This is a genomic window from Gimesia maris (assembly GCF_008298035.1).
GTDB classification, from domain to species: domain Bacteria; phylum Planctomycetota; class Planctomycetia; order Planctomycetales; family Planctomycetaceae; genus Gimesia; species Gimesia maris.
In genome coordinates this window covers 4,076,478-4,103,175 of record NZ_CP042910.1, presented here as the reverse complement: position 1 = coordinate 4,103,175, position 26,698 = coordinate 4,076,478, and the positions used below count along the sequence as shown (strand labels likewise).

General features: G+C 50.5%; 17 protein-coding genes and 1 tRNA gene. 13 read left to right on the top strand and 5 right to left on the bottom strand.

The genetic code is table 11. The features are described 5' to 3' along the window. Window positions 1-180: 180 nt before the first annotated feature. The 6 genes from GmarT_RS15150 (at window position 181) to ligA (ending at window position 9,543) form a co-directional block, all read left to right on the top strand. Window positions 181-624 carry a RidA family protein gene (locus GmarT_RS15150; RefSeq protein WP_002643664.1) on the top strand — a complete coding sequence of 148 codons (444 nt, stop codon included), beginning with the start codon at window positions 181-183 and terminating at the stop codon, window positions 622-624. Window positions 625-1,218: 594 nt separating this feature from the next. Next, the gene (locus GmarT_RS15145; protein ID WP_002643665.1) at window positions 1,219-2,508 is read left to right on the top strand and encodes a beta-ketoacyl-[acyl-carrier-protein] synthase family protein; all 1,290 of its coding nucleotides are present in this window, start codon (window positions 1,219-1,221) and stop codon (window positions 2,506-2,508) included. A 401-nt stretch (window positions 2,509-2,909) separates the two neighbouring features. Next, a complete protein-coding gene (locus tag GmarT_RS15140) occupies window positions 2,910-4,388 on the top strand; it encodes an aldehyde dehydrogenase family protein (RefSeq protein WP_002643666.1) in 1,479 nt (492 codons plus the stop codon). 189 nt (window positions 4,389-4,577) lie between these two features. Then, entirely contained in the window at window positions 4,578-6,284 is a 1,707-nt protein-coding gene (locus tag GmarT_RS15135; RefSeq protein WP_002643667.1) for a cation:proton antiporter domain-containing protein, read from the top strand. Window positions 6,285-6,503: 219 nt separating this feature from the next. After that, a complete protein-coding gene (gene gmd, locus GmarT_RS15130) occupies window positions 6,504-7,487 on the top strand; it encodes a GDP-mannose 4,6-dehydratase (RefSeq protein WP_002643668.1) in 984 nt (327 codons plus the stop codon). Window positions 7,488-7,527: 40 nt separating this feature from the next. Beyond that, the gene (gene ligA, locus GmarT_RS15125; protein WP_002643669.1) at window positions 7,528-9,543 is read left to right on the top strand and encodes an NAD-dependent DNA ligase LigA; all 2,016 of its coding nucleotides are present in this window, start codon (window positions 7,528-7,530) and stop codon (window positions 9,541-9,543) included. A 10-nt stretch (window positions 9,544-9,553) separates the two neighbouring features. Here the strand turns inward: ligA and GmarT_RS15120 are convergent, their stop codons facing one another. Next, entirely contained in the window at window positions 9,554-10,474 is a 921-nt protein-coding gene (locus tag GmarT_RS15120; RefSeq protein WP_002643670.1) for an archaeosine biosynthesis radical SAM protein RaSEA, read from the bottom strand. Between the two features lie 3 nt (window positions 10,475-10,477). Next, window positions 10,478-11,806 carry an asparagine synthase-related protein gene (locus GmarT_RS15115; protein WP_002643671.1) on the bottom strand — a complete coding sequence of 443 codons (1,329 nt, stop codon included), beginning with the start codon at window positions 11,804-11,806 and terminating at the stop codon, window positions 10,478-10,480. A 284-nt stretch (window positions 11,807-12,090) separates the two neighbouring features. On the opposite strand from GmarT_RS15115, the gene GmarT_RS15110 reads away from it, so the two are divergent. The 3 genes from GmarT_RS15110 (at window position 12,091) to metH (ending at window position 21,313) form a co-directional block, all read left to right on the top strand. Next, entirely contained in the window at window positions 12,091-13,455 is a 1,365-nt protein-coding gene (locus tag GmarT_RS15110; protein WP_044235942.1) for a DUF1501 domain-containing protein, read from the top strand. Between the two features lie 383 nt (window positions 13,456-13,838). After that, window positions 13,839-17,390 carry a PPi-type phosphoenolpyruvate carboxykinase family protein gene (locus GmarT_RS15105; RefSeq protein ID WP_002643673.1) on the top strand — a complete coding sequence of 1,184 codons (3,552 nt, stop codon included), beginning with the start codon at window positions 13,839-13,841 and terminating at the stop codon, window positions 17,388-17,390. A gap of 218 nt (window positions 17,391-17,608) precedes the next feature. Next, window positions 17,609-21,313, top strand: coding sequence for a methionine synthase (metH, locus tag GmarT_RS15100; RefSeq protein ID WP_002643675.1), 3,705 nt, complete (start codon window positions 17,609-17,611; stop codon window positions 21,311-21,313). A gap of 109 nt (window positions 21,314-21,422) precedes the next feature. Here the strand turns inward: metH and GmarT_RS15095 are convergent, their stop codons facing one another. Then, window positions 21,423-22,070: an ATP:cob(I)alamin adenosyltransferase gene (locus tag GmarT_RS15095; protein WP_002643676.1), complete on the bottom strand. Its 648-nt coding sequence runs from the start codon at window positions 22,068-22,070 to the stop codon at window positions 21,423-21,425. Window positions 22,071-22,375: 305 nt separating this feature from the next. Between GmarT_RS15095 and GmarT_RS15090 the strand changes: the two genes are divergently transcribed. The 4 genes from GmarT_RS15090 to tnpB all read left to right on the top strand — a co-directional run bounded on the left by GmarT_RS15090 (window position 22,376) and on the right by tnpB (window position 23,755). Next, window positions 22,376-22,460, top strand: a tRNA-Ser gene (locus tag GmarT_RS15090). Between the two features lie 134 nt (window positions 22,461-22,594). Beyond that, entirely contained in the window at window positions 22,595-22,969 is a 375-nt protein-coding gene (locus GmarT_RS15085; RefSeq protein WP_002643678.1) for a hypothetical protein, read from the top strand. Window positions 22,970-23,024: 55 nt separating this feature from the next. Beyond that, on the top strand, window positions 23,025-23,372 hold the full coding sequence (gene tnpA / locus GmarT_RS15080) for an IS66 family insertion sequence element accessory protein TnpA (RefSeq protein WP_002643679.1): 348 nt from the start codon (window positions 23,025-23,027) through the stop codon (window positions 23,370-23,372). After that, entirely contained in the window at window positions 23,366-23,755 is a 390-nt protein-coding gene (gene tnpB / locus GmarT_RS15075; RefSeq protein ID WP_002643680.1) for an IS66 family insertion sequence element accessory protein TnpB, read from the top strand. The genes tnpA and tnpB overlap by 7 nt, the downstream gene beginning before the upstream one ends. 84 nt (window positions 23,756-23,839) lie before the next feature. On the opposite strand, the gene GmarT_RS15070 is transcribed toward tnpB, so the two are convergent. Both GmarT_RS15070 and GmarT_RS15065 read right to left on the bottom strand, forming a co-directional pair. Continuing rightward, complete coding sequence (locus GmarT_RS15070) at window positions 23,840-24,427, bottom strand: peroxiredoxin family protein (protein WP_002643681.1); 588 nt, start codon at window positions 24,425-24,427, stop codon at window positions 23,840-23,842. A gap of 16 nt (window positions 24,428-24,443) precedes the next feature. After that, window positions 24,444-26,681, bottom strand: a complete 2,238-nt coding sequence (locus tag GmarT_RS15065; protein ID WP_002643682.1) for a galactose oxidase early set domain-containing protein — start codon at window positions 26,679-26,681, stop codon at window positions 24,444-24,446. Window positions 26,682-26,698: the final 17 nt, after the last annotated feature.

The window sequence follows — 26,698 nt, the reverse complement described above, 5'->3', positions numbered from 1 at the left end:
CACAGGATTGTAATCTTCGCCGGATCCTTCTACATTGGCTCTGTCCTCGCTGACAGATGCGTCGTAATGTCAGCGTAGCGGCGTCCTCGTTAATAAGGTTGCTGTGATAAACGGTAGTCACGAGGACGTGAATCACTGTCTGGTTGTTTGAGAAACTGTTTGCATCTGAAGGAGTCGAGAATGTCTGTTGAGCAAAAAGCGGCTGAATTAGGTCTGGTCTTTGAGCCGATTGAACCAGGATATCTGAAACTGTGTATTCGCAGCGGTAATCAGCTGCTGACATCAGGGCATGTCAGCGATCAGAAAGGCCGACTGGGTGAAAATGTATCTGTGGAAGAAGGTCAGGCAGCTGCCCGTGATTGTGCAATCAAGATTCTGCGCTCCGTACGCGATGAACATGGCACCCTGGATGGATTGAAGGTCGTGAAGCTGCTGGGATGCGTGAACTCGACACCCGATTTCACAGACCAGCACCTGGTGATTAACGGTGCTTCCGATCTGTTTCATGAACTGTATGGTAAAAGCGGAGACGGTTATCATGCCCGCAGTGCCCTGGGTTTCGCCGCACTACCCACAGGGGTTGCTGTTGAGATTGAGGCGGTTTTTGAGATCAAAGAGTCCTGAAACCATCGGGAGTCTGCCGATCAGGGAGTTCAGTGACTTTAAGTCGGAAGTAGCAGAGAAATCAGCTTTTCTGGAAAATCGCTTGACAAACTGAACGGCAAAGTGTGTAATACATGCCGATTGGTATCACTCAGATACTAGATATAGTTGAAGGGGACCTCAATTATATTAGTAGATCTGAACTGATTTCACTCGAAACTGCGAAAAGGATTTCCAACCTGTATTATGGGAGTATTACTCTCACCACGCCTTGCTTTTAAAGCACCTTCCTTAGCTCTGCGGGCTCAGTCCGGAGCAATGTCTTGTCCCCGGTGACATCTGGGCCTCTAAACGGTTATCGTTGTATAACTTGTTTAATCATTAGAGCTTATGTGTTTTATTTCAAGGGTTTGAGAACACTCTCAGATTTCAGGTAGGCTTTTTCCGATATAGATAGATAGAGAAGGAACTCATAGAAGCTGAAAAAGTGACTCCCAGAGTACTGAGCACAGATGTGTTAAGCTGAGGGTTTCAAAGATCTTATAACTATAGTTCAAGCAGCACTGGTAATGGATTTGTGCTGTCTTACTGTAGGAGATTGAGGGTCAGGCTAAGATGGCTGGGTCAAATCAGACACGCGTTGTAATTTCTGGAATTGGTATTGTTTCGCCAATCGGTATCGGTATAGAACCGTTTTGGCAGAACATATGTTCGGGTAAATCTGGTATTGATCGTCTCACGTCAATTCCCACAGAAAATTTACCTTCCAAGCTGGCAGGAGAAGTCAAAGACTTCCATCCCGAGCTGCATGTCTACAACAAAAAATTTCTGAAAGTCATGTCGCGCGATATCCAGTTAGGAGTCTCCGCGGCTTCTGACGCAGTGAAAGATGCCGGAATCAAACGTGGTGTGGTTGATCCGGAACGGTTTGGCGTATCCTTTGGTGCCGGACACATCCCCACGACTCCCGATGAGCTAGTGGCTGCTGTCAAACGATGTGCAGAAGATAATTCCTTCGAAGTCACCCGCTGGGGTGAAGATACAATGGGGCAGATTACTCCGCTGTGGATGCTCCGCCAGCTGCCGAACATGCCGGCCTGCCATATTTCCATTGAACACAATGCTCAGGGACCGAACAATACAATTACCAGTCAGGATTCGTCGGCGTTACTCGCGTTAGCGGAAGCGATGCGGTGGATCAAGCGTGGTGCCGTCGACTGTATGGTCGTCGGAGCGTGCACTTCAAATATCAATCCCGTTGATCTGTCTCGCAAGAATCTGATTGACCTGCTCTCACGGGATGAAGACCCCAAACGGGCCTGTCGTCCCTTTGACCGTTTTCGCAACGGTACGATCCTCGGCGAAGGAGCTGCTGCTTTTGTGGTCGAAAATTATGATCATGCTGTTCGCCGCGGTGCTGAAATTTATGCAGAAGTGATTGGTCTGGGAGCTGGCTGTGATGGAAAGTCCCTGAGCAACAGCGATGAGGAAAGTGATACTGGTCTGGTGCGAGCTGTTGAATCTGCGATGCGTCAGGCCAATCTGATGCCTCATCAGCTTGGTCATATTAACGCCCATGGCAAGAGTACGAAAATCGATGACCAGGTCGAAGCTCGAGCATACCATCGGCTGTTTGGTGATGATGCGATTAAAATTCCGATTACGGCTCTCAAGAGCTACTTCGGTCATTTTGATGCTGGTTCGGGTGCTGTCGAACTGGCTGCGAGTATTCTTTCACTCCGACATGGTGCGACTCCGGCAACTTTAAATTATGAAACTCCCGATCCCTTATGTAATCTGGATGTCATTCATGGTGAAGTTCGTCCGATGTCAAAACGCACAGCCATGACAGTCAGCCGCACCTCGTTTGGTCAAACTGCTGCTGCTATCCTGCGGGCCATTTAAGAGTTAAGAGTGAATCTCTTTCACCGTAGCGACTCTCTTGCGAGGACTCTTCAAAGATGTCCTGAAGATAATGTCGTTGGCCTCGCTTATGCGAAATGTAATCTTTCAGGCGTAAGCTGGTATTGAATCCCCGTGGCATCATTCTAGCCTGTTCTCAGGCTTTTTTACGCGCATGAGTACATCCCTCTTGAGAACCTGATTCAATTTAATCAGAATGAACGTTCAAGACTGTGTCCAGTTTTACTGTAGCGTCTCCAGAGCTAATTAAACCGAGTGAATTAGTTTGAGAGATGCTGTGGTTAATTGTGATGCGATCCAGAAGGCAGTATCCAGCCTTCGCAGGACAGCTAATTCCGTCCTGATGAATTTAAACGCTCAACATATTCTCAGGAGATTCAGTCATGGCGACAGAGATTCTTGATACCGTAGCCAACACCCCACAGATTCGACAGACCCAACTGCTGATTGATGGAAAGTGGGTGGATGCCATCAGTGGTAAAACTTTCGCAACGATTAATCCTGCGACAGAAGAAGTTATCGCCGAAGTGGCTGAAGGGGACGCTGCCGATATTGACCTGGCAGTGAAGGCTGCCCGCAAAGCTTTTGAATCGGGTCCCTGGTCCAAAATGGATGCGCGCGATCGCGGTCGACTGATCTATCGACTGGCTGATCTGATTGAAGAAAACATCGAAGAACTGGCGGCTCTGGAATCGCTTGATAACGGGAAGCCGATCCGTGACAGCCGTGCTGCTGATTTGCCACTGGTGATTGACTGTCTGCGTTATTACGCCGGTTGGGCTGACAAAATCGAAGGAACCACGATTCCCATTCGTGGTAACCATTTCTGTTACACGCGACGCGAACCACTGGGTGTCGCGGGGCAGATCATTCCCTGGAATTTTCCGCTGTTAATGGTTGCGTGGAAATGGGCACCCGCGTTGACGGCGGGTTGTACGATTGTGATGAAACCCGCAGAACAGACACCGTTATCCTGTCTGCGACTGGCGGAACTTGCGCTGGAAGCTGGAATCCCACCGGGCGTGATTAATGTTGTTCCCGGTTACGGGCCTACAGCAGGCGCTGCCCTGGTGAAACATCCGGATGTCGATAAGATTGCATTTACCGGTGAAGATGCAACCGCGAAAAACATCATGGCCGATGCCGCTGCTACGCTGAAGCGGTTGACATTCGAGCTGGGGGGCAAGAGTCCGAATGTTGTATTCGCAGACTGTGATCTGGATGCAGCTGTAGCCGGCGCGGAGTTCGGTCTGTTCTTCAATCAGGGACAATGCTGCTGTGCCGGGAGCCGACTGTTTGTGGAAGAGTCGGTACATGAAGAATTCGTCGCAAAAATTGTCGCGAAGGCGGCTGCCCGAAAACTCGGGGATCCACTGAATCCGGAAACCACACAGGGACCCCAGGTGGATCGGGCCCAGATGGACAAGATCCTGAGTTATATTCAGAAAGGGACCGATGCCGGGGCAAAGTGTGTCACGGGGGGATCCCGCTTTGGTTCCAAAGGATATTTTGTGGAGCCGACGGTCTTTGATCATGTAACCGACGAAATGTCGATTGCCACTGATGAGATCTTCGGGCCGGTTTTGAGTATTCTGCCTTTCAAGAATGTGGATGAGGTTGTTACACGTGCGAATAACACTCATTTTGGTCTGGCTGCTGCTGTCTGGACCAGTGATGTGAAAAAGGCGCACCTGATGGCCAGTCAGATCAAAGCCGGGACGGTCTGGGTAAACTGTTATGATGTGTTTGACGCAGCTGCTCCCTTTGGTGGATTTAAACGCAGCGGTATCGGACGCGAACTCGGTGCCGCGGGACTGGCCAGTTATACAGAACTGAAAACAGTGACGATGAACCTGGACTGAACTTTGAAAATGGAGGATTGCTTTCCGGTCTGAAATGTTGCTATAGCAGGTGCTCGAACTTACTGTCACATAGTAGTTTAGAATCAAATATTTATGGCGCGGATTAGAGTCTGAGGATCGACCGAGAGTGTTGATCTGCTATAATCGGCCCGTATCTGGTCATCGATTACTCAAGAACAGGACGTTCGAATGGGCTCTTGGCACATTATCTTTACACTGGGAATCTTTCTGGCTGCCGGTCTGCTGTCAGGAACACTGGGAGAGCTGTTTCGCCTTCCCAAAGTAACCGCCTATTTATTAATGGGTGTGATCCTGGGGCCTGCGCTGCTGGATTTGATCCCCCATAAGCATCTTGAGGAATTGAAACCGCTGACTGATCTGGCGATGGCGCTCGTCTTATTTGGTCTGGGGAATCATTTTACGCTCTCGCGCCTGAAGCGATTGTTTCGGCGCGTTCTGCCACTCTCGGTAGGCGAAATCCTGGCAACATTTTTTATCGTCTTTATCGGCTTATTGCTGGTAGGTGAGTCCGGTAGCGCTGCGATTCTATTGGGAGCGATGGCGATTGCCACTGCGCCTGCCACCACGATTCTGGTTCTGAAAGAAATGCAGTCGGAAGGTTCGATTTCAGAATATACAGGCATCCTGGTCGCGCTGAATAATTTAGTCTCCATTGTCGCTTTCGAGATTATCTTTGTCGCCGTCTATTTCTTTCAGGGAGACAGTCAGACCAGTTCGGTATTTACTCAGCTGGGACATCTGGGGCTGGACATTTTTGGTTCGATCTTTATTGGTGTGTTCGGCGGTCTGATGATCAGCTACGGCAGTTCAATCATTAAAGGCAGCCGCCGAATGATTATGTTCATCGCATTGATTGCGATCGCATTGGGATTATGCCGTACGACCGGAATGCCTTATATGCTGACGTTTCTGGCGATGGGGTTCACGGTCGCCAACTCTTTGACAGAGGAAGAGGTTCCCAAAGTCGAGGCCGAATTATATCCTTTGACCGGTTTTTTATGCGTCCTGTTTTTTATTATTCATGGTGCAGAATTAAAACCCAGTCAGTTCATCGATGCGGGGCTGATCGGGACCAGTTATATTGTGTTCCGTCTACTGGGTAAATATATCGGAATATTTGTACCCGCCCGAATGCGGAAGGAAGAACCGGAAGTCTCCCTGTGGCTGGGAACCACCCTGTTTGCCCAGGCGGGTGCCGCGATTGCTCTTTCAGGTATTGCCGTCAGTCGCGACCCGGTGCTGGGAGGACATCTACAGACGATCATTTTAGGCTCCGTTGTGTTCTTTGAGATTGTCGGTCCGATTATGATCCGTCAGTCCGTTTTGCGGGCTGGTGAAGTTCCATTGATCAACGCCATCCACCATACCGCCGGTGATCCAATCAGTGAATTTCAGTCTATGATTCGGCGTTTTCTGGTCTCGTTTGGTCTGCTTTCAGAAATCGATCAGCCGCCGGACCAGATTCTGGTAGAACAGCTCTATCGCAAGAACGTGAAAGGCATAGCGCAGACAGCGACGTTTAATGAAGTCATCTCTTTTATTGAACACAGTCACGATAACACATTTCCTGTTTTAGGACCCCAGGAGGAAGTGGTGGGAGTGATTCGTTATCAGGATTTGAGTAATACCCTGTTTGACCCGAAAATCGGTTCCCTGGTACGTGCTGCCGACCTGGCGAATAATCTGGAAACGGTGGTCTACCCTGATGATTCCCTGGCTCGTGTCTGGAGTAAATTCCGTGAAGATTCCTATGACTGCCTGCCGGTGGTCTCCCGCGAGCAGCCTCATCGGATGCTGGGGGTGATAAGACGCTGGGAGATTTTAAAATATTACATCAAAGGTCACCGTTCTGCTCAAAGCAATGAAGTGAAGTGATCCATTTAGACGGTGTCCCGTTTTACTGTCGCGTTTCCAGAGCCATTTGGATCGAGTAGATAAGATTGGCGACGCCAGCGTAAAATGTGATGCGACCTGGAAGACACGCAGCACGCAGACCATGTATTGCGATTTCGATTAAACCGACTACACTGCAGGTAAGCCGATGCTTACCTGCTTTCAGAAACCGAATCAAATTCAATTCGAGGATAGATTACAGTGAAACGAGTTGCATTAATTACCGGAATTAATGGTCAGGACGGATATTATTTATCGAGGTTTCTGAAGGGCAAAGACTATGAAGTTCATGGGGTTACTTCCTGCAGCAAACCCGGTATCGGTGAACCTCCCGAGAACTGTTATTACTGTGATTTTGCAGACGGTTCGAATTTGAATGAAATCATGGACAAGGTGAAACCGGATGAAGTTTATCATCTGGCAGCGCAAAGCCATGTCAGACTTTCGTTTGATATCCCTGTCTATACGGCTGAAGTCACCGGGGTTGGTACGCTCCGGTTGCTGGATGCCATCCGCTATTTTGAACAGCAGAAGGGGAAGCAGGTTCGTTTCTACCAGGCCTCTTCTAGCGAGATGTTTGGTAAGGTCGTTGAATCTCCCCAGAGTGAAACTACCCCGTTTCATCCCCGCAGCCCTTACGCGTGTGCGAAAGTCTTTTCGTACTGGCAGACGATCAATTATCGTGAGTCCTATGGGATGTTTGCCTGTAACGGGATTCTGTTCAACCATGAATCCCCCCGTCGCGGCGAAGCATTTGTTACCAGAAAAATCACCCAGGCAGTAGCCCGGATTAAGCTGGGGCTGCAGGATAAACTGTTTCTGGGGAACATTGATGCGAAACGGGACTGGGGATTTGCCGGTGACTACGTCGAAGCGATGTGGCTGATTCTGCAGCAGGAAAAACCGGATGATTTTGTGATCGGTACCGGAGAGACGCATTCCGTGCGGGAATTTCTGGAAGCGGCATTCGGAGCAGTGGAACTGGACTGGAAGAAGTATGTGGAGATTGATCCACAATTTTACCGTCCTGCGGAAGTTGAACTGTTATGTGCCGATCCGACCAAAGCACGTGAAAAACTGAAATGGGAACCCAAGGTCTCATTTGAGGAACTGGCCAGAATGATGGTCGAAGCAGACCTGAAACGGACTCAGCAGGAAAAAATTCTGAACGAATCTGCTGGCTGAATCGATTCTTTCTTTTTCACTTCCCGCCCGGATCAGTACCATGTCAGTTCGAACCGAGATTGAAGAACTACGTAAGCAGCTCGAACATCATAATCGTCTGTATTACCTGGATGCGAAACCGGAAATCACCGATCGTGAATACGACCGGTTGATGAAACGGCTGGAGCAGCTCGAAACTGACCATCCGGAATATGACTCTCCCGAGAGCCCCACCAAAAAAGTCGGGGGTGCACCGATTGAGGGCTTTCAGACTGTCGCCCACCGATTACCGATGCTGTCCATCGATAATATTTTTGAGCTCGAAGGTCTGACTGAGTTTGAAGCCCGTATCTGTAAACTCCTGGGGCAAGATCAGGTTGAACTTACCGCCGAGTACAAAATCGATGGAGTTGCGGTTTCTCTGATTTATGAAGAGGGGCGGCTGATCCAGGGGCTGACGCGCGGAGATGGCCAACAGGGGGATGACATCACGCATAACGTGCGGACGATTATCGGTGTGCCTTTGCGGTTGGAGACAGAGAATCCCCCTGAACTGCTGGAGGTCAGGGGCGAAGCCTATATCAGCAATTCTGATTTTCAGGTTTTGAACGTGGAAATGCAGGAACAGGGAAAGGAACCGTTCGCGAATTCGCGGAATACGACCGCCGGTGGCCTGAAACTTCTGGACCCCAAACTGTGTGCCAAACGCAAGATTCGTTTTTTTGCCCATGGTATCGGGGCGATGGCGGGGGTGGACTACCAGACTCATATCGAATACCTGGCTGCCATACAGGAGATGGGAATCCCCGCGACACCAGGTGTGAAGGCGTTTCCTGATCTGAAAACGACGATGGAGCATGTGCAGACCATGATGGATGATCTGCACGCACTTGATTTTGAAGTCGACGGCATTGTCCTTAAGGTCAATCGTTTTGATCAGCGAGAGGAACTGGGAAATACTTCCAAAAGCCCCCGCTGGGTCGTTGCCTATAAATGGGAACGTTACGAAGCGGTTACCCGAGCCGAGTCGATTGTATTTCAAGTCGGGAAAACGGGGACGGTGACGCCAGTCGCCAACCTGGAACCAGTGCCGATTGCAGGAACCACGGTTTCCCGGGCCAGCCTGCATAATCGCGATGAAATGGAGCGGCTCGGAATTCAGATCGGGGACTGGGTGGTTGTCGAGAAGGCAGGGAAAATTATTCCGCACGTGGTCCGCGTAGAAGAGCATCGCCGCGATGGCAGTCAACAGGAACTGGAGTTTCCAACGCATTGTCCTGAATGCGATACCTTGCTGATACAGGATGAAGGCGGCGTGTATATCCGCTGTCCCAATCCCAACTGTCCCGCCATGCTGCGGGAAACACTGCGTTATTATGCCTCACGCCAGGCGATGGATATCGAAGGCATGGGCATCAAGATGATAGAACAGTTGCTGGGCCAGGGACTGTTGAAAGGCCTGGCGGACATCTATCGACTGCACAATTATTATGGTGACCTGGTCGCTCTGGAACGCCAGGGAGAAAAGTCGATCGAAAATCTGCTGGCGGGAATTGAAAATTCAAAAACACAACCACTCTGGCGTCTGCTGACGGGACTGAATATCAGGCATGTCGGTTCCAGTAATGCCCGGATCCTTGAGAAACAGTTCGGCACGATTGATGAGATTGCTCAACAGAGCGTGGAAGAACTGGCGGCCGTCGATGAAATCGGCCCCGTGATTGCCGAATCGGTTTATACTTTTTTTCATTCGGATTTCGGCACGAAGCTGATCGATGATTTGAAGTCGGCAGGATTGAATATGGGGAGTCCTGTCGAAAAGACGACGACAGAAGCTGCCGGGATTCTGGACGGTAAAACTCTGGTCGTGACAGGTACTTTGACACAATTCACTCGCGATGAAGCGAAAGAACTGATCCGCAAGCATGGCGGTAAAGCTTCCGGCAGTGTCTCTTCCAAAACCGACTACCTGGTTGCAGGTGAGAAAGCGGGCAGTAAACTCTCAAAAGCGGAAGAGTTGAACGTACCCGTCTTAACAGAAATCGAATTTCTGGAGTTGCTGGGCGAGTCTGGTTAAGCAGTGCATGTCAGGAGTCAGAGGCAATGGTCTGTGTGAGATTCATCTGTTCCAATCTCGCCAGTCGCTGCCGCAGATCAGGTTCGCTCCGGTAGAGGAGATCCAGGTCCCAGAGGTCCATGAAAACCCGCCCCTGGTTTAGCTGCAGGCAGGATTTCAGAGTGGTTTCGATCGAAGTGAAAGCTGGCAGACTGTACTGCCCGTTTTGCTGCAATTGTTCCAGCATGCCGTTTCCTGCGCGTGTCGGGATCAGGGAACAGCAGGAGACTCCCTGCGAAAAGGCATATTCAACCGAGCGAATTCCCCAGTCAATGCCCTCCTGTTCTTCCATGAAGGGCGGTTTCAAAAGAATGAAAACGCGGGTTTCAATCGCATGATTTAATAGAAATTCATTGGCGCGTGCGAAATCATCCAGTGTCATTCTTTTATTTAACGCCTTGAGAATGTCCGGATGAACGGTTTCCAGGCCCAGCGCAATTTCCAGTTGCCCGGTAAGTTGCTGTTGAAAGTCCAGACAGGACTGATTGCAGAGCAGGGGATGATTTTCCACAATCACCCGGTCATAGCATTGGACAAGCGCGGCAATCCCAGGGAGATCTTTTGGAGGTACGGCCCTGGCATCGAAAAAGTTTCCGCTGTTATACAGCTTGATCCGGGTAGCGGGGGGCAGATTACCCAGGGCATAGCGAATCTGTTGGATGATCTGTCCCGGTGCGACAGATTCATCTAAGGTGTTTTTCCAGAGATCACACATCAGGCAGCGAAAAGGGCATTCCCGATTCGTCAGAAAAATGGTTGAAATTTCAGCCGTCTGTCCTGTTGCGATATACTCAGTTTCATTCAGGAAAGCATACGGCCGTAGTGGGGACACACTGTTTTTAGGCGGGCGGGCTGCCAGAATCTGTTGATCAGTAAAGTTCGGGACAGGCATTCATTACTCATAAAGTGAGTGCAGGGTCTGACGATAAGAATTTTCTGAATCGGAAAACAGGGAATGAAACGATTCTCGATTTACTGTACCTTCCTGAAAACGCCGCTTGGGATAGACGGGCATGGAAAACCCGGTTACCTGTTTCACACCGCGACAGACGATATCACCCTTGAGTGCATAGAGTTTCTCATGATTCCATTCGGTGAGTTCGATATAGGGAATGCCTTCTGCGATATCAATCACGTTCGGCAGGGCATAAGGACTGAATCCCGAAAAACCCAGGCTGCGCGCCGGTGCATAGGTTCGGACGTGTCCGCGACTTTGACCGCCTGAATACGTCAGGGAATGCTTAACCGCTTCCACTCCCCAACCTTCCTGATAGAGCATCAGGTTATTCAAAACACTGCGAATCGTCAGTTCCGGGTTTGCGTCGATCGGATAGTCTTTGAGATTCTCGTCTCCACCATCGCCGTCGATCAGATATTTCCAGCGAGGATAGAGCTCCCGGATTTTTTTGCACAAAGCATAAGTCATGGTTGCCGCCTGGACATCCAGCTGTTTGTAATCCTCAACGATGCGAATTGTTTCCTGGCAGTCAAGGCTTTCCTGTGGGACGTCGATTATTTCCAGAAACAGGCTGAGATTCATCTGTTCCAGAAACTGTCTTGCCTGTCTGCAATCACTTCCTTCCCCATCAATTGACAACGAGAATGCCTTCAGTCGGGAAGGGGATTCTTTCCGCATCAGCAGTGCATGGTAGACGAGGAGAAAGATGGCGCCACTATCGACTCCGCCTGAGAAGAGGACGCCAATCGGTTGCTGGGGGGGGATCGTATCAAGCCACTTATGGATTTCCCGCGAAACCGCACTGATATACTGTTTTCCAATCTCATTGAGTTGATTGGGAAGTCGATTGCGGGCAGGCGTAAAGAATCGTGTTGTTTTCGGATTCGGATCGGGACAGCCGATCAACTGCAGTTCCAGAACATAGTGTGCGGGAACCATCCGTGTGTAGGAGGGGTGGAATTGATCGTCCAGCCCTTCGCTTTTGAGAAACTCATAAATTTCATCGATCCGCTCGGCGATGATCAGGCAGGGACCTTCTGCGCGCTTTGCCAGAAAGAACCGCATCGGTCTGCCAATTGAGCGCGCCATTCGAACGCAGGTACCATTCTTATGTACGAGCGCAAACTGTCCGTCAATTTGACGCACCTGTTCAGCGGATCCGCTGCCAACAAGTTCAGTGGCTTCTTCATACGTCATGTTGAAGATCAGATTGGCGTCGGCGTCCAGCAGGTTTACTAGACGCTCCACATATTCTTCATGAACCATTTAAATCTATCCTGAGATTTAAGATGAGCGATCTGGTGAGTTCGGGGCGTAGTGGTAATTTTATGATTCAAATTCTGAAATGAAAACTGCTACCAGTGGATTGCCTTTCTTTTAATTAAAATACTTAAGTTGCTCTACTCTTTGTATATCAGCTATGTCAGCCCAGCGGTGTTCTGTTTACTGAAAGTATCACCATTCAAAGGTTTAGACATTCATGAATGAAAGCTGGGGTTGAGATGGTGAATCCGGTCTGGTAGTTTACAACTACATATTGGAGAACATTTATGAGACATTTTCCGTCTTCGGCAGAGCTATCGCGGCGTCAATTTATACAGCTTGGCTCCCTGGGACTTACTGGTGGACTTTCTCTGGGAAGGTTATCTGAAGCTGTTGCCGGTTTACCACAGACTTCGAAGCAACAGTCAGTGGTGATGATTTATCTGCCGGGAGGTCCAACTCAGTTTGAGACCTTTGATCCCAAACCGGATGCTCCGAGTGAGATCCGCGGTTCTTTTGCAGCGACCCAGTCGCGCGTGCCGGGAGTGCAGTTTTGTGAACTGCTGCCCGAGTTGTCGAAGATTGCGGATAAATTTTCAGTCGTGCGGACTCTGGTCGGAATGGAAAACCGACATGAATCGTTTCAGTGTTATACAGGACGTGCCGGAGGACGGACTGAAGATGGCGAGCCTGCTGGCGGCTGGCCTTCATTCGGATCGATTGTTTCTCAGCTATTGGGACCAGGCAGGGGAGGCATGATTCCCTATGTCGATGCTGCCCCCAAGATGAGTTATAACCCATACAATAATAACGGGAGCCATCTGCAGGGGAATCCGTCCTGGCCTGGGTTTACCGGTTACAAACATGTTCCCTTTGCATTGGAAGGAGAAGTCAAATCAGACCTGATTTTGAATGGCATAGATCTGAATCGTTTCAATGAACGCCGGGTTTTACTGGAAACCGTCAAACAGAATCAGTCGAGATTTACAGCTGAAGGGATTGATGATTTTCAGGATCAGGCTTTTCAGATGCTCTCATCCGGGCGTTTTGCTGCCGCCATGGATCTGGAACAGGAACCGCAGTCCGTGCGAGATCGCTATGGTAAACTGCAAAAGACGGATCCGAGTTTTGGTGGTGCCCCGCAAAGCCCGCAGCATTTGTTACTGGCGCGACGACTGGTGGAGGCGGGGGTCCGTTGTGTGAGTGTCGCGTTTGGCGCGTGGGACTGGCACGCCAACCGCGAGGGCTCGATTGAGTACCTGTCAAGAAAATATTTACCCGTTTTTGATCACTCGCTTGCCGTCTTTCTGCAAGATCTGGAAGAACGGGGGTTGCTGGAGCAGACGACTGTCATCGTCTGGGGTGAGTTCGGCAGGACTCCAAGAATCAATGCCAAAGGGGGCCGCGACCATTGGCCGGGAACGCAGTCCGTGCTGCTGGCCGGTGGCGGAATTCAGGGAGGCCGTGTGGTGGGACAGACAGATCGTGTCGGCGGAGTGCCACTGGATCGGCCCGTACATGTTCAGGAAATCTTTGCGACGTTGTACCAGAATCTGGGGATCAACATCGCCACCGCTCAGATTACCGACCTCTCCGGTCGTCCCCGTTATCTGATTGACGATGATAAACAGCCGATTCCCGAATTGTATTAAACTGTGTCCAGTTTTACTGTAGCGTCTCCAGGCCATTTAGAGCGAGTATCATAGATCCGGAGACGCAATGGTCAAATCTGACAGCTTCTAGAATGCCATGTGCAGTCATCCTTGTGATCAATCATCAGATCTGCTCCCGCTGTCCTGAGAGAATATTCGATTTCTAAGTCTCTTTAAGATAGGTGGTTAGCGTTTGACTGATTCTCTATTCCGGGACAGGAACTGTGAATGTGAACCGTTGACGCTACAATATTTTCGAATATACTGCAGGCTAAGCTGAAGCTGTGATCTTGTGCCCGGATCTCATTCAGATACCCGCTCTCAGTGCGCTCGAAACGCCCAAAATCTTATCCGCTCTTCATTTTTCCAGAAGCCATCACATCATGTTAAACAGCGACGGTCCACGAATTTCCCCCCCTCGGTCTCTGAAAATCAGTTCCGATAAAACAAACGAACCCTTTCGCCAGGCACTGGGACTGGATGAAAACGGGAATTCGACATGTAATGAAGATCGTGATGAGATTCTGAGGTATCTGAATCTACAGTTGATTGCCAACGGCTACCCGGCTGCATTAACTGACGCCGACCGTACCTTTGCAGAAGTCGCCAAGGGTTTACTGGAGAATCACCGTCAGAAAAACCGGTTACTGGTGAATCACCGCTGTCCGGCAGACCAGCGAATTGAGCGTTTTCTGCAGACTCACTTCAGTGATGTTCCAGGGGGAGATGAGTTGAAGCTACCCGGTCGTACACTGGTACTGGATCGGTTTGGCCTGGCACGCGAATTGTCACTCCCTATTGAGCATGATGAATTTTTCAGTGACCTCGTTCAGTCTTACCGGGTCAAGAATGGCGTGCTGCACAACCCGAAGCATGACCGCCGCACGACGGTCGGAACGTTTCATGTCACCGAAGGCGGACTGCCGATTGCCGGAGATAAACGGGCCGTTCCGCGGGCAACCTTCGTGAAAATGTTCGAAACCGCTATGGTACCTCCTGAAGAACTGAAACTGTTTCCGTTTACCGCGAAACAGGAAGAGCCAGCTTCCGGCTGGGCTTCATTATTATTGCGTCCGATTGTCTGTCCCGAAGTGAAAGGCGTAACGCCTGAAAAACGGATGGAAGTGCGTTTCTTCGCTCCCGGAACGCTGGTGAGCAACCTGGATTTCGTGGAATCAATTTTTGGGAACGCCGGCGATCCTTATGTACCGATCAACGATTCCGGTCTGGATGTGATGCACTGGACCGGGCATACCGGCGCTGTCATCCTGGCACCGCATCTGACGAAACTGACCAAGAAAGAAGTCGGTTTGCCTCACTGGGACGATGCAACCGAACGTCAGCAGCGGGACAGCATGTGCTGGAAATCGGAAGACGAACTCTACAACGACGGTATGGCATTCAAGATGACCTGTCGTACCGATGCCGGCGTGATCGTAACATTAATTGCAGATAACTATTTCGGTTACTGCAAAAAGGAAGTCAAAACCCAGATCAGTTACTCTGCGAATCTGTTTGGAAATGCGGAAGAAGAGCACGCTGGTGGCACGATGGCTTATCCCAGTTACAACCTGGGCGAAGGCTTCCAGATGAACAGCGTCCGCTATAACGGCCGAACCTTCAAGGATGTCCTCAATGATTATGGTGACCACATTGAGGGCAAAGAGGAAGGATACGGAATCGATCAGAATTATCCGGAACTGATTTATATCCCGGAAGACGCCTACGCCAGTTTGCCGGAACAGTGTATTCGCTGGACCCGCGACGGCAAGCAGCATTCGATTCCACTGCTTCCCGGAAATATCTACATGGCTCCTTCCGGATATCATCTGCGGATGGAAAAGCATCCGGCCGCTCCCTCGTGGAGGATTGTCGGTACGACGGGAGAAGGAATTTTCTGTCATAAGCCGTGTACTGTGTCGGGCGGGGGTAAGAGTGAAATCAGTAAATCGTTGACGGATTATATGCTGTATGGTCCCGTGTTTGTCTCTAACTATGAGCAGGACATGGAGTATGTCCGCGAAATCATCGAGAAGGATTATTCAGAACGCTGGCTGGAACCTCTGCCGGAAGGACATCCCAATCTTAGTCCCAGCCGCAAGGTACTCGACCAGACGCGTTCACTGGGGAGTGTGATCAAGCTGTTGACTCCGTCGCCAGCTTACACTCCGGAGTACAACGAATGGTTAGATGCCATTCCCGATCATATTCGGGCGCTGGTCTTTATCATCAAGCGTATTTACTGGTCTGACTGGGGACAGGACTGGGACGACCACTTCGGCGTAGATATTGTCAATGGTACGTACGGTCATGAATTGAAGTATCGGGAACGCAAGCTGGTGGGAACTTACTTGCGGGTCGGTCTGTTTTCATTGTCCGGCTGGCGAACGTTCAAAGTCCGCCAGGATTTTATCGCTTCGATGAAGATTCAGACCGAGGATGACATCAGTGCTTCTGTCGTGGTCCCCGCGCGGTCGTTAAACCACCTGGCTGAAGGAGAAAAATTTGAAAGCTGCAAGTTTGTGATCAACAGTGAGTATCGCCTGTTTCAACGGCCCGACGATGCGATCGTCCGCGGCCTGGACAAGCAGACTGAAGCCGACCTGTCTCGGCCAGGTAACTTCATCTCGAATTTTGAACCGTTGACGAATCAGCAGGTCCGCGAGATGAGCAAGTACGTGGTCGATTTTGACGCCTTCAGTGCTCCCATGCAGGAAATGCTTAAAGCAGCAGAAGAATCGAACAGCAGCTATGTCGTCTGTTCGGCGAATCCACGCCAGATCGATGGTAAGCCGACCAAAAATCCACGCTATCTGCAGATTCGTCCTGATCTGGTGAAACCATTCAATACTTATGTCACGAAGATGGCAACCCGTCTGTTTCGGGCGATCCCTGCCGATCAGCCGGTACACAATCCTGTTAACGCAGTCATGGTGGGACGGCGTAACAATCCACCCGACAAGGAAAAGGGAATCCGCAGTCTTGCCGTCTATTCACCAATTCATTACCAGGAACTCCCCGAACTGTTCATGGACTTTATCTGTTCGTTGACGGGGAAGAGTCCCTCTACTACCGGTGCCGGCAGTGAAGGGGCCTTAACCAAGGGACCTTTCAATGCCTTACGTCCTGCCGCTGATCTGAACAGTGCGCTGGTTGGATTTATTCTGACCGGGTACGCTGGTTTTTCCACAGCCGCCGGTCATATCGGACCGAATGTGCGCGTTGACCATGATATCAGCCTGCTGATACCGGAAATCTGGTGCCGCATGTCAGCTGAAGAACGCGATCCGCAATTTCTGATTAAAGAAGGTCTGCTGGAACCCATCAAAGACTTTGAACACGGGGGACAGCAGATCCCGGCAAGCCGCCTGGGGTATCGCATCACTTATAAATTCCTGTTACGATTCTTTGGCCGCGTATTTGATAACCCTGCTTCGGTCTTTGATGAGACAATTCTCAAGCCGGAAAAACAGGATCTGGAATCGTTTGTCGATGGCATTCAATATATTGCGGAAGCACAACAACGTGTAGCGAAGCAGTACTTCGAAGATGGTTCCTATGAAGAGGCCTGTCCTCCTTTACAGGCCATTCTCTCGATAATGGCGCAGGGTAACTGGCAGGGGTATACCATTCATGATCCTGAAGTCCGGTCCCTGTTTACGCGGGATTCATTACTGAAGAGTGACTGGTATCAGAAGCGTCTGCTGGCGCGACAGGAACGTGAAGTTGCTTTATTGAACCGTCATCTGGAGTATCTGGAAGCTTTCGCAGTGCATCCGGGGTATGACCGGGAAGTGACCCGTCTTTATATTCCGGAACGGCGCGAATGGGTTGAGAAGCAACTGGCTCATATTTCTTCCCCGGCATACCTGGAAGAACTGTCAGGCATGATTGGTGCGCAACCGGGGGCAGATTTGAATCTGACTACTGAATAAAGCAGTGCACGAGCGGTTTCGCTTTTCAGATGATCTGCTAAAATGCCTGCTGTCACCGTATCCTGGTGGTCAGAACTGGTGTCTTCACTGTGTCTGACCGCGCGCCGGGTCTGTTCGTTTGTTCTGAACGCCAGCTGTGTGGTTACAGCGGCACGGTGAAGTCAATAATTCATTCCTCAGATTACCCCCATTAGACAGTTAGTACAGGTTTCCCAGGTATGTCAGATCGCGCTGCTCGCATTGAAGCTCTCTATTCCGCCGTTCAGAAACGAATTCTGATACTGGACGGGGCTATGGGAACCATGATTCAGAACCATAAGCTGAAAGAAGCAGATTACCGGGGATCACGGTTTGCCGATTATCATATGGACATTGCCGGGAACAATGACCTGTTAAGCCTGACGCAGCCGGAAATTATCCGGGGAATTCACCGCGAGTACCTGGAAGCGGGCGCGGATATCATCGAGACCAACACATTTAATGGAACGCGATTATCTCAGAGTGATTACCAGATGGAATCTCTGGTGCATGAACTCAATCTGGAATCGGCCCGGTTGGCGCGGGAGGTTGCCGATGAGATTACCGCAGAAAATCCGGACAAGCCCCGCTGGGTCGCCGGTATTCTCGGGCCTACCAGTCGAACCTGTTCGATCTCACCTGATGTGAATGACCCGGGTGCCCGGAACGTGACATACGATGAACTGGTCGAAAACTATCTGGAATCGATCGATGGTCTGGTCAAGGGAGGAGCCGACCTGATTCTGATCGAGACCATTTTCGATACGCTTAATGCTAAAGCGGCTGTTTTTGCTGTGAAAACATATTTTCAACGGGAAAACTTAGAACTCCCGATCATGATCTCCGGGACGATTACCGACGCCTCGGGACGAACTCTCTCAGGCCAGACGACAGAAGCCTTCTGGAATTCGCTGTCACATGCGAAGCCTTTTTCAATCGGATTAAACTGCGCGCTCGGAGCTCAGGAATTACGACAGTATGTCAAAGAGCTCTCGCGAGTCGCTGATACTTATGTGTCAGCGCACCCCAATGCTGGGCTGCCCAATGAATTTGGTGAATACGATCAGTCTGCAGCAGAGATGGCAGAGATCGTCGATGAATTTGCCAGCAGTGGTTTCCTGAATATTCTGGGGGGATGCTGTGGTACAACGCCGGCGCACATCAAAGCGATCGCGGAGGCAATGGAAAAACATTATCCGCGTCCGATTCCCGAGATTGAGCCTGCACTGCGCCTTTCCGGGCTGGAACCGTTTAATGTCACGAAAGACAGCCTGTTTGTAAATGTCGGCGAGCGCTGTAATGTTACCGGATCGGCTCGTTTTAAACGACTGATTAAGGAAGACGATTACGATACGGCATTGGAAGTGGCGTTGGAGCAGGTACAGAACGGTGCTCATGTGATGGATGTCAACATGGATGAAGGCATGCTGGATGCCGTCAAAGCCATGACCCTGTTTCTGAATCTGGTCGCGACCGAGCCGGAAATCGCGCGGGTTCCGGTGATGGTGGACTCATCCAAGTGGGAAGTCATCGTTGCTGGCCTGAAGTGTATTCAGGGTAAACCGATTGTCAACTCGATCAGCCTGAAGGAAGGGGAAGCGGAATTTCTGGAACGGGCCCGGCTCTGCCAGATGTATGGAGCAGCCGTCGTCATCATGGCGTTTGACGAAGAAGGGCAGGCCGATACACAACAGCGGAAAACAGAAATCTGCGCGCGTTCTTATAAGTTACTCGTCGAACAGTTAGACTTTCCCCCACAAGACATCATCTTCGACCCGAATATCTTCGCGGTTGCGACAGGCATCGACGAGCATAATAACTATGCCGTTGATTTCATCGAAGCGACACGCTGGATTCGCCAGAACCTGCCTTACGCCAGTGTCTCGGGTGGAGTTTCGAATGTGTCCTTCTCTTTCCGCGGTAATAATCCGGTGCGCGAAGCCATTCATTCGGTTTTCCTGTACTACGCGATTCAGGCCGGTATGAATATGGGTATCGTGAATGCCACCCAGTTGGCGGTTTATGATGATCTGCCTGCAAAACTCAAGGATCGCGTCGAAGATGTAATTCTGAACCGTACACCGGAAGGGACCGAGGCGTTACTGGCGATCGCGGAAGAGTATCGGGGCGATGGTAAAGCCGGTTCCAGTAAAATGGAAGATCTCTCGTGGCGGGAGTTGCCGGTGACCAAGCGTATTGAACACGCGCTTGTAAAAGGGATCTCCACTTATATCATCGAAGATGCAGAACTCGCTCGTCAGGAACTGCCTCGACCGCTGGATGTGATCGAAGGACCGCTCATGGACGGTATGAACGTGGTCGGGGATCTGTTCGGTGCGGGAAAAATGTTCCTGCCCCAGGTCGTGAAGTCGGCACGCGTCATGAAGCAGGCAGTGGCTTATCTGCAGCCATATATCGAAATGGAAAAACAGGAAGAAAGCAAACCCAACGGACGCATTCTGATGGCGACTGTGAAAGGGGATGTGCACGACATCGGCAAAAATATTGTGGGCGTAGTGTTGCAGTGTAATAATTTTGAGGTCATTGATCTGGGAGTGATGGTTCCCTGTGAGACAATCTTAAAGACGGCGCGTGAAAAACAGTGTGATGTAATCGGGCTGTCGGGCCTGATCACACCTTCGCTGGATGAGATGGTTACCGTGGCGGCCGAGATGGAACGCCTGGGAATGGATTTACCACTGATGATTGGCGGTGCAACGACATCCAAAGCACATACGGCGGTAAAAATTGAACCGCAATATACGAGAAACCAGGTTGTGTATGTTCCTGACGCATCGCGTGCGGTCGGAGTCGCAGCGGCATTAATCTCGGATGAACAGCATGATGACTATGTGGCCAAAATCAAAGCAGAGTATGTGACCGTTCGGGAACGGGTTGCCAATCGTAAGCCACAGGGAACTCCGGTGCCTTATGCGGAAGCAGTGACTCAGGGCCTGCAGATCGACTGGGAGAAGTATACTCCACCGAAGCCTTCGTTCACCGGCACCCAGGTGCTTGATGATTATCCTCTGGAAAAACTGGTCGATTATATCGACTGGACACCGTTTTTCATCAGCTGGAATCTGGTTGGAAAGTATCCCCGAATTCTGGAAGATGACGTGGTGGGTGAAGCCGCCCGTGATCTGTTTGAAAGCGGGCAGGCCATGCTGAAGAAGATCATCGACGAAAAGTTGCTTAAGGCGCGGGCTGTCATCGGTTTCTGGCCCGCGAATCGTATGCAGGGGGATGATATTGAAGTCTATGCAGATGAAAATCGCGGCGAAGTCATTGCGAATCTGCATCATATCCGACAACAGGTACGCAAACGCGGACAGGAAGAGAAGCCGCTGATGTCGCTGGCGGATTTCATTGCGCCGAAAGAAAGCGGACAACAGGACTACATTGGTGGTTTCGTGGTAACTGCGGGAATTGGAGCTGAGGAGCTGGCGAAGTCGTATGAAGCAGAGCATGACGACTACAGCAGCATCATGGTCAAAGCACTGGCAGATCGACTGGCGGAAGCCTTTGCCGAGCATCTGCATGCACGCGTCCGCAGAGAATTCTGGGGGTATGCGGCTGATGAATCGCTGAGCAACGATGCATTGATAAAGGAAGAGTACCAGGGGATTCGTCCGGCTCCCGGCTATCCATCCTGTCCCGATCATACCGAGAAGGCGACCTTGTTCAAGATGTTGAATGCGGAACAAGAGATTGGGGTGAATCTGACCGAACATTTCGCAATGTACCCGACTGCAGCCGTGTCCGGCTGGTATTTTTCTGCTCCCGAATCTCGTTATTTCCACACGGGAAAAATTGACCGGGATCAACTGGAATCTCTGGCAGAACGGAAAAAGATGAGCCTGGAAGACATGGAACGCTGGTTACGGCCGGTACTGATGGACTAGACTGTGTCCCGTTTTACTGTAGTATCTCTACGGCCAGTTGGAGCGAGTATCATCAATGGGGAGGCTATGCTGACACGAAGGCACGCTAATCAGCGGCCGGGTTTTAAGTTTAAGTGAACCGGCAGCCCCGATCCTGTTTCTGTCGGGGTTCCCATTTTTGATTTTCAGTTCCCCCGGTTTGAGTCTCCTCGGCGAACAGAATTCTACCGAGTACGAACCAGAAGTCAGACAGCCGGTTGAGAAATTGAGGCACAGCGGGGTTTACTGCCTCTTCAATATCCCAGACGTGAATTTCCGCCTGTCGCACCAGCGTGCGGATATCATGAGCGATGAGCACACGCAGACTTCCCTGGGGAAGAATGAATGAATCCAGTGGTTCCAGGGCCAGCGTCAGCCTGCCAATCAGTTCAGTCAGTTCCTCAACTGATTCCTGGGGGAAGCGTATTCGGTCTTCGCCGTCGACGAATGGCGTGCTGATATCGGAACCGATGTCATACATTTCCTGCTGAAATGAAGTCGCCAGTTGCGTCAGTTTGATCTCACAACTGCGATTTTCAGGCAGCTTGACCTGCAGGATCTGGTCTTCACAAACGTGAATGAAGTAGCCCAGTTTCACAGCCACTTGTTCGATGGAGGCTAAAGCTTTGATTCGCGGGCTGGCTTTCGAGATCCGTGAGCCATCATTGAGGCAGGTCTGCCCCTGATCCCCGGTTTTAGTGACGATCATATTGAGATGAACTGTTCCACGTTCCGCCACGGTTGTTTCCTCTATCAGACAATGGTCGCCTGATGTTTTCCGGTTGATCAGATATTGCGATAAAAAACTGGTTTAAGACTGTAGTATAATCCGTTCTAGTCAAAGAACGGCGTCAGAGAAGTGAGAAAACTACCTTTTAACGGATGATGACGGCAATCAGATGCAGTACATTCGTTTTAACTGGAAACCCGCGTGATTTGCGCTCAAATCATGCGGAAACAGAACAAATATGAGACTTTACAAGCTTGGTGAGAGTCTATATACTTTCGACCGAAGCCCAGTCCTTCAAGGAATTTCGGGCTGCAGGAGAGGTGGCAGAGTGGCCGATTGCACCGGTCTTGAAAACCGGCGTGCCGCAAGGTACCGGGGGTTCGAATCCCCCCCTCTCCGTTTATTTGATTGCCGTTGAGTTGTAAGCCTATAACTCAGCGGCATTTTCTTTATCTGGACCGCTCCAGAGCTTCCCATTTGTGGCACATTATGTGGCGTTTTGTGGCACGGGGGTTCTCTGAAAGGCTCTGTTGATGAAGCAATCATCAAAGCAAAATCGGAAGACATCGTTCCAAATCGGTAAAGTTCGTGGCGATCTCCGCGGTAAAATCTGGTATCTCACCTACCTTGAAAATGGAAAGCGTTTGCGACCCAAAATAGGTGCGGATAAAGAAGAGGCGCGGCAGATGGCCGCGCGTAACAACTCCCAGATAGAGTCTCATACTCATTCGGTGTTCAATTTCGATCCTGTAGGTATTGATGATTTACAACAACGCTGGCTCAATCATCATGAACCGGTTTTGCGATCTTCCCTGCAAACCATCCGTCGCTATCGGGCAGCAATAACCCGGATGTTAACCATGTGGAACGCCTTGATGAACGTAACCGGCCCACCAAATACACCTTGACGTGTGACGTATTCTGAATGTGTTTCAACCACCAACATATTCAGGAGCGAAATCGATGCCTGCATCCCAGCCAACACAACGTGCCGATCAGCGGCGGAACCCGGACCGTGAAGCGTTCTGGCGAACAACGATTTCAGACCGCATGCAGTCAGGACTTTCGATCCGTGCCTTCTGCCAGCGTGAGGGACTGAGCGAACCAGTGTACCATTACTGGCGGCGGGAACTGAAAAAACGCGATGCCGCGAACACCGCTGCAACTTCCTTTCTTCCCGTTGAAGTCCAACTCCCTGCCGCGCCGATTGAAATCGTGTTCTCACACGGCACGACCGTTCGTACCGGAAGCGGCTGTGATCGGACCACGCCTGAAACCGTGCTAGCCGTGCTGGAGCAGCGCGCATGCTGAATCTGCCGACCCGCATTGATTTCTGCACGGTCCCCACTGATATGCGTAAAAGTTTTGACGGGCTGATGCGGATGACCGAAGTCTACCTGCAGCAAAACGTACTAGATGGGGGACTGTTTGTATTTCTCAACAAAAAACAGGATCGAAACAAGCTGCTCTACTGGGACCACGAAGGCCTGGCTATCTGGTACAAACGCCTGGAAGCGGGCACGTACCAGCGTCTTTCCGGTCCAGAAGGCACACATGGTCTGTCACTTTCATCCACCGATCTGGCACTCCTGCTGCAGGGCATCGACCTGACCGAATCGGAAAAATGCTGTCCCTGCTGTGACCAAAGAAGGCAGCGATTCAGTTCAGTCATTGATAGACTGCGTATTTGCTGAAACGGTTACAAATCTTCCATGAAATGAGACCTCACCAGTCTACCCGACTTACCGCATTCGCGCTAGACTAAAATGTGACGCGCTCTAGTCAACCCGCGATTCAAGACCGTGGGTCTCAAGAGGAGTAGTTGAAAGTTGCAAACTATCAATTTGAGAAAGCACTTCTCGGAAATCCATTAGCGGCTTTGATCCGCATAGAAGCCACCTTGCTTTGCCATTCGAGTCCAAAATAAGAATTCCATGCCAATTTTCAATCTTGTCACTTCCCAGGAACTTGGCTAATTTTGACCTGACGTCAGAGAGAACTGGAAAGGGAAGAGGTCGATTGCGAAGTGCTTTACCCATCTCTTCTACAGATTCATCCGATACGGCAATCAAACGTACGCCGCGACTCCGAAAGCGAGATTCTACTTCGACGATTTCGCCTAGCTGTTTGACGCAATGATAACACCCATGTCCCCGAAAAAGTACAATCACGCAGGGGGATCCCTTCAGTTTGCTGTGCACGATCTTTTTGCCATCCTGATTTCTGACATCCCAATGCTCTGCGACTTGCTTCGGCGAATCAAAAGACGTTCTTTGAAACCCATCAGATGCAATGCCGTCAACAGCAAATCCACCGGTGACATAAACAGAACAGATGCAAAAGAGTGAAACAAATCGGTAATACATTTGCTATCCTTGTTGTTTATTTGAGAAGGATCCACTTGGCTACCGATGGTACTCTATCCTGATTGAGGATGAAGAGCATATAGTAACCAGGTGGCGCGATTGAGTTCGGTGAGCCTGCGGGTGCTATTGCTTCAATAGTCCCAGGACCAGTTACAGTGTAAGTCAATGTGATCATTCGCTGCTCGCTGTCGGTCTGATGCGTAACAGCCATAGGTCTCGCAAGAACGATCTTCGAGATAGCCGAAGGATTCGGGGTATCGATTTCAAACGCTGCACCATGTTCCACTTCCGATCTCATTGAATTAATTACAGGACGATCGCCTCGAAAAAGATACGGCGGCTTAAATACTTCAATGGTGTTATGCCTGCTGACATCACAGCCACCTCTACCTGCACCTCCTGCTGCCATGACTTCACCCGTTGGCAGGAGTATTGCCACAGAGTGGTAATGTCTTGGCCGGGCCAACTCGTCCATCTCGGCAATTGAACCCGTCTTGGAATCATACAATTCGCATCTTCCGCCGTTTGGGGGAGGCTTAGTTCCTGCTTCCATGCCACCACAAATAAATACTGTACCATCGGGCAAGATCACGGCATTGGGGTGCACCCGTTCCTCTAGCAGGGGAAACGCTGGTTCCCAAGTGGGCGAGAATGTACTCAAGTCGATTGTTTGACCAGTCCCACTGGTACCAGCATCTCCACCACCAATTGCAAGTACTCGCACAAATGGACTTGTGGGCTCAAGCAACAACACTGACATTCCCTTCCGCCGATGATTGTTTTCAAGTGTCGACCACGCCCCCATAGTTCTCGCCGGGTTTGAGAAAGCGAAGATTGCTGTGGGGTCCGCTGACGCGCCACTTGGGCTCTGATTGCAATCACCAAATCCAACGGGAGTATGGAATACTTCCCCGCCAGGCAGCAAATGCAGACCTGGATAGGTCGGTGGAAAGAGCAATTCTCCCACTGGCCCTGTGGCCGTGACAGGTTCAAATTTGTCGGTAACTTCGGAATATATCTCCATGAAATCCGCGACGCCCATTCCGGTAGCCCCCGCAGCAACCAGTACCTTGCCAGGCTCGTCTGCCAAGGTAACCAGTGTGGGATACCAGCGTTGGAACGACATATCGTTACTGGTTCGAGTCCATTTGATTGTTTTGGGATCAAATTTCCATCCCTGAATCGAAGATGCGGCTCCCGGATTGCCACCTCCTCCTCCAACTACAAGCAAGCGACCATCAGAAAGAAATGAATGACCACTACAAAAGAGATTTGCAGTTAACCCCGTTCCCGCCTGTTCTCCGTTGATGATTTCGATGGGCGTTGCGACCGCTGGGTCGGGATCCCAAAGAACTGTTCTGTTATTGCTTGGAATGAGCAGAACTTTTCCCGTATGCAACATCGCCGCATGCATGACAGGCTCTTCTTCGTCACCTTCCGCAACGGTTGCAACTTCCCGCCATTCGCCAAACTGGGGTGGACCGAGTGAGTTTAATAGATCTTCAAACCTTTCGGTCTCAGATTCCTTGTAGAGCTTGAGGCAATCTCTAACATCCGTATACCCGTCCAGCGGACGATTCTCCAACATCATTTTCGCAGTAGCCAAGTCATATGCAACCACCCCTTCGTGCCGCCGGTCGTATTTTGGCCTGGCTGCCGATGGACCATGTTCAAATTTGACACGACGTTCCTGTGGCGACTTAGTTAACTCCCTGGGACTTCGCGCTTGGTTGATAAATTTCAACATGCGTCGCTGCATTGAAGGAGACAGTCGCCTAACCATCTTTTCAACGCCCATATCGCCGTCCGTGGCCCCGAGAACGATATTGCCTCTCATCCCACCATGTTCAATACATACATACGAGATTTCGCTGAGTCCGTCCGGAATGCTCTTGATTTTGGCCTTGAACAACACCTTGTTCGCCATATTAGTTGAAGCGCTGTTCTGTCCCGTTGTGGCATTGAATGACTGTTGACCTTGGACGGCTTCAATCTCAAATACTTGTTTGATAGAATCCCAGTCATTGAAATGAAGTCCATGAGGTATGCCCTGAGGATCACCGCTTAGCTTGAAAGTAACGTCATCACCCAAGCTCAACTTCACCTCACTTGGATCCCATTGGAATCCGCTCGTTGCCGTGATTTCCCAGGAAGCAGCACTAACGAATCCTGGTGTAAGCATGACTTGTGTAACGGCAATAAGTCCCATAATCCAAAACGTTTTTGTACATACTCGTTTTATGGTTCTCTTCATAGTGACATCTCTGGATA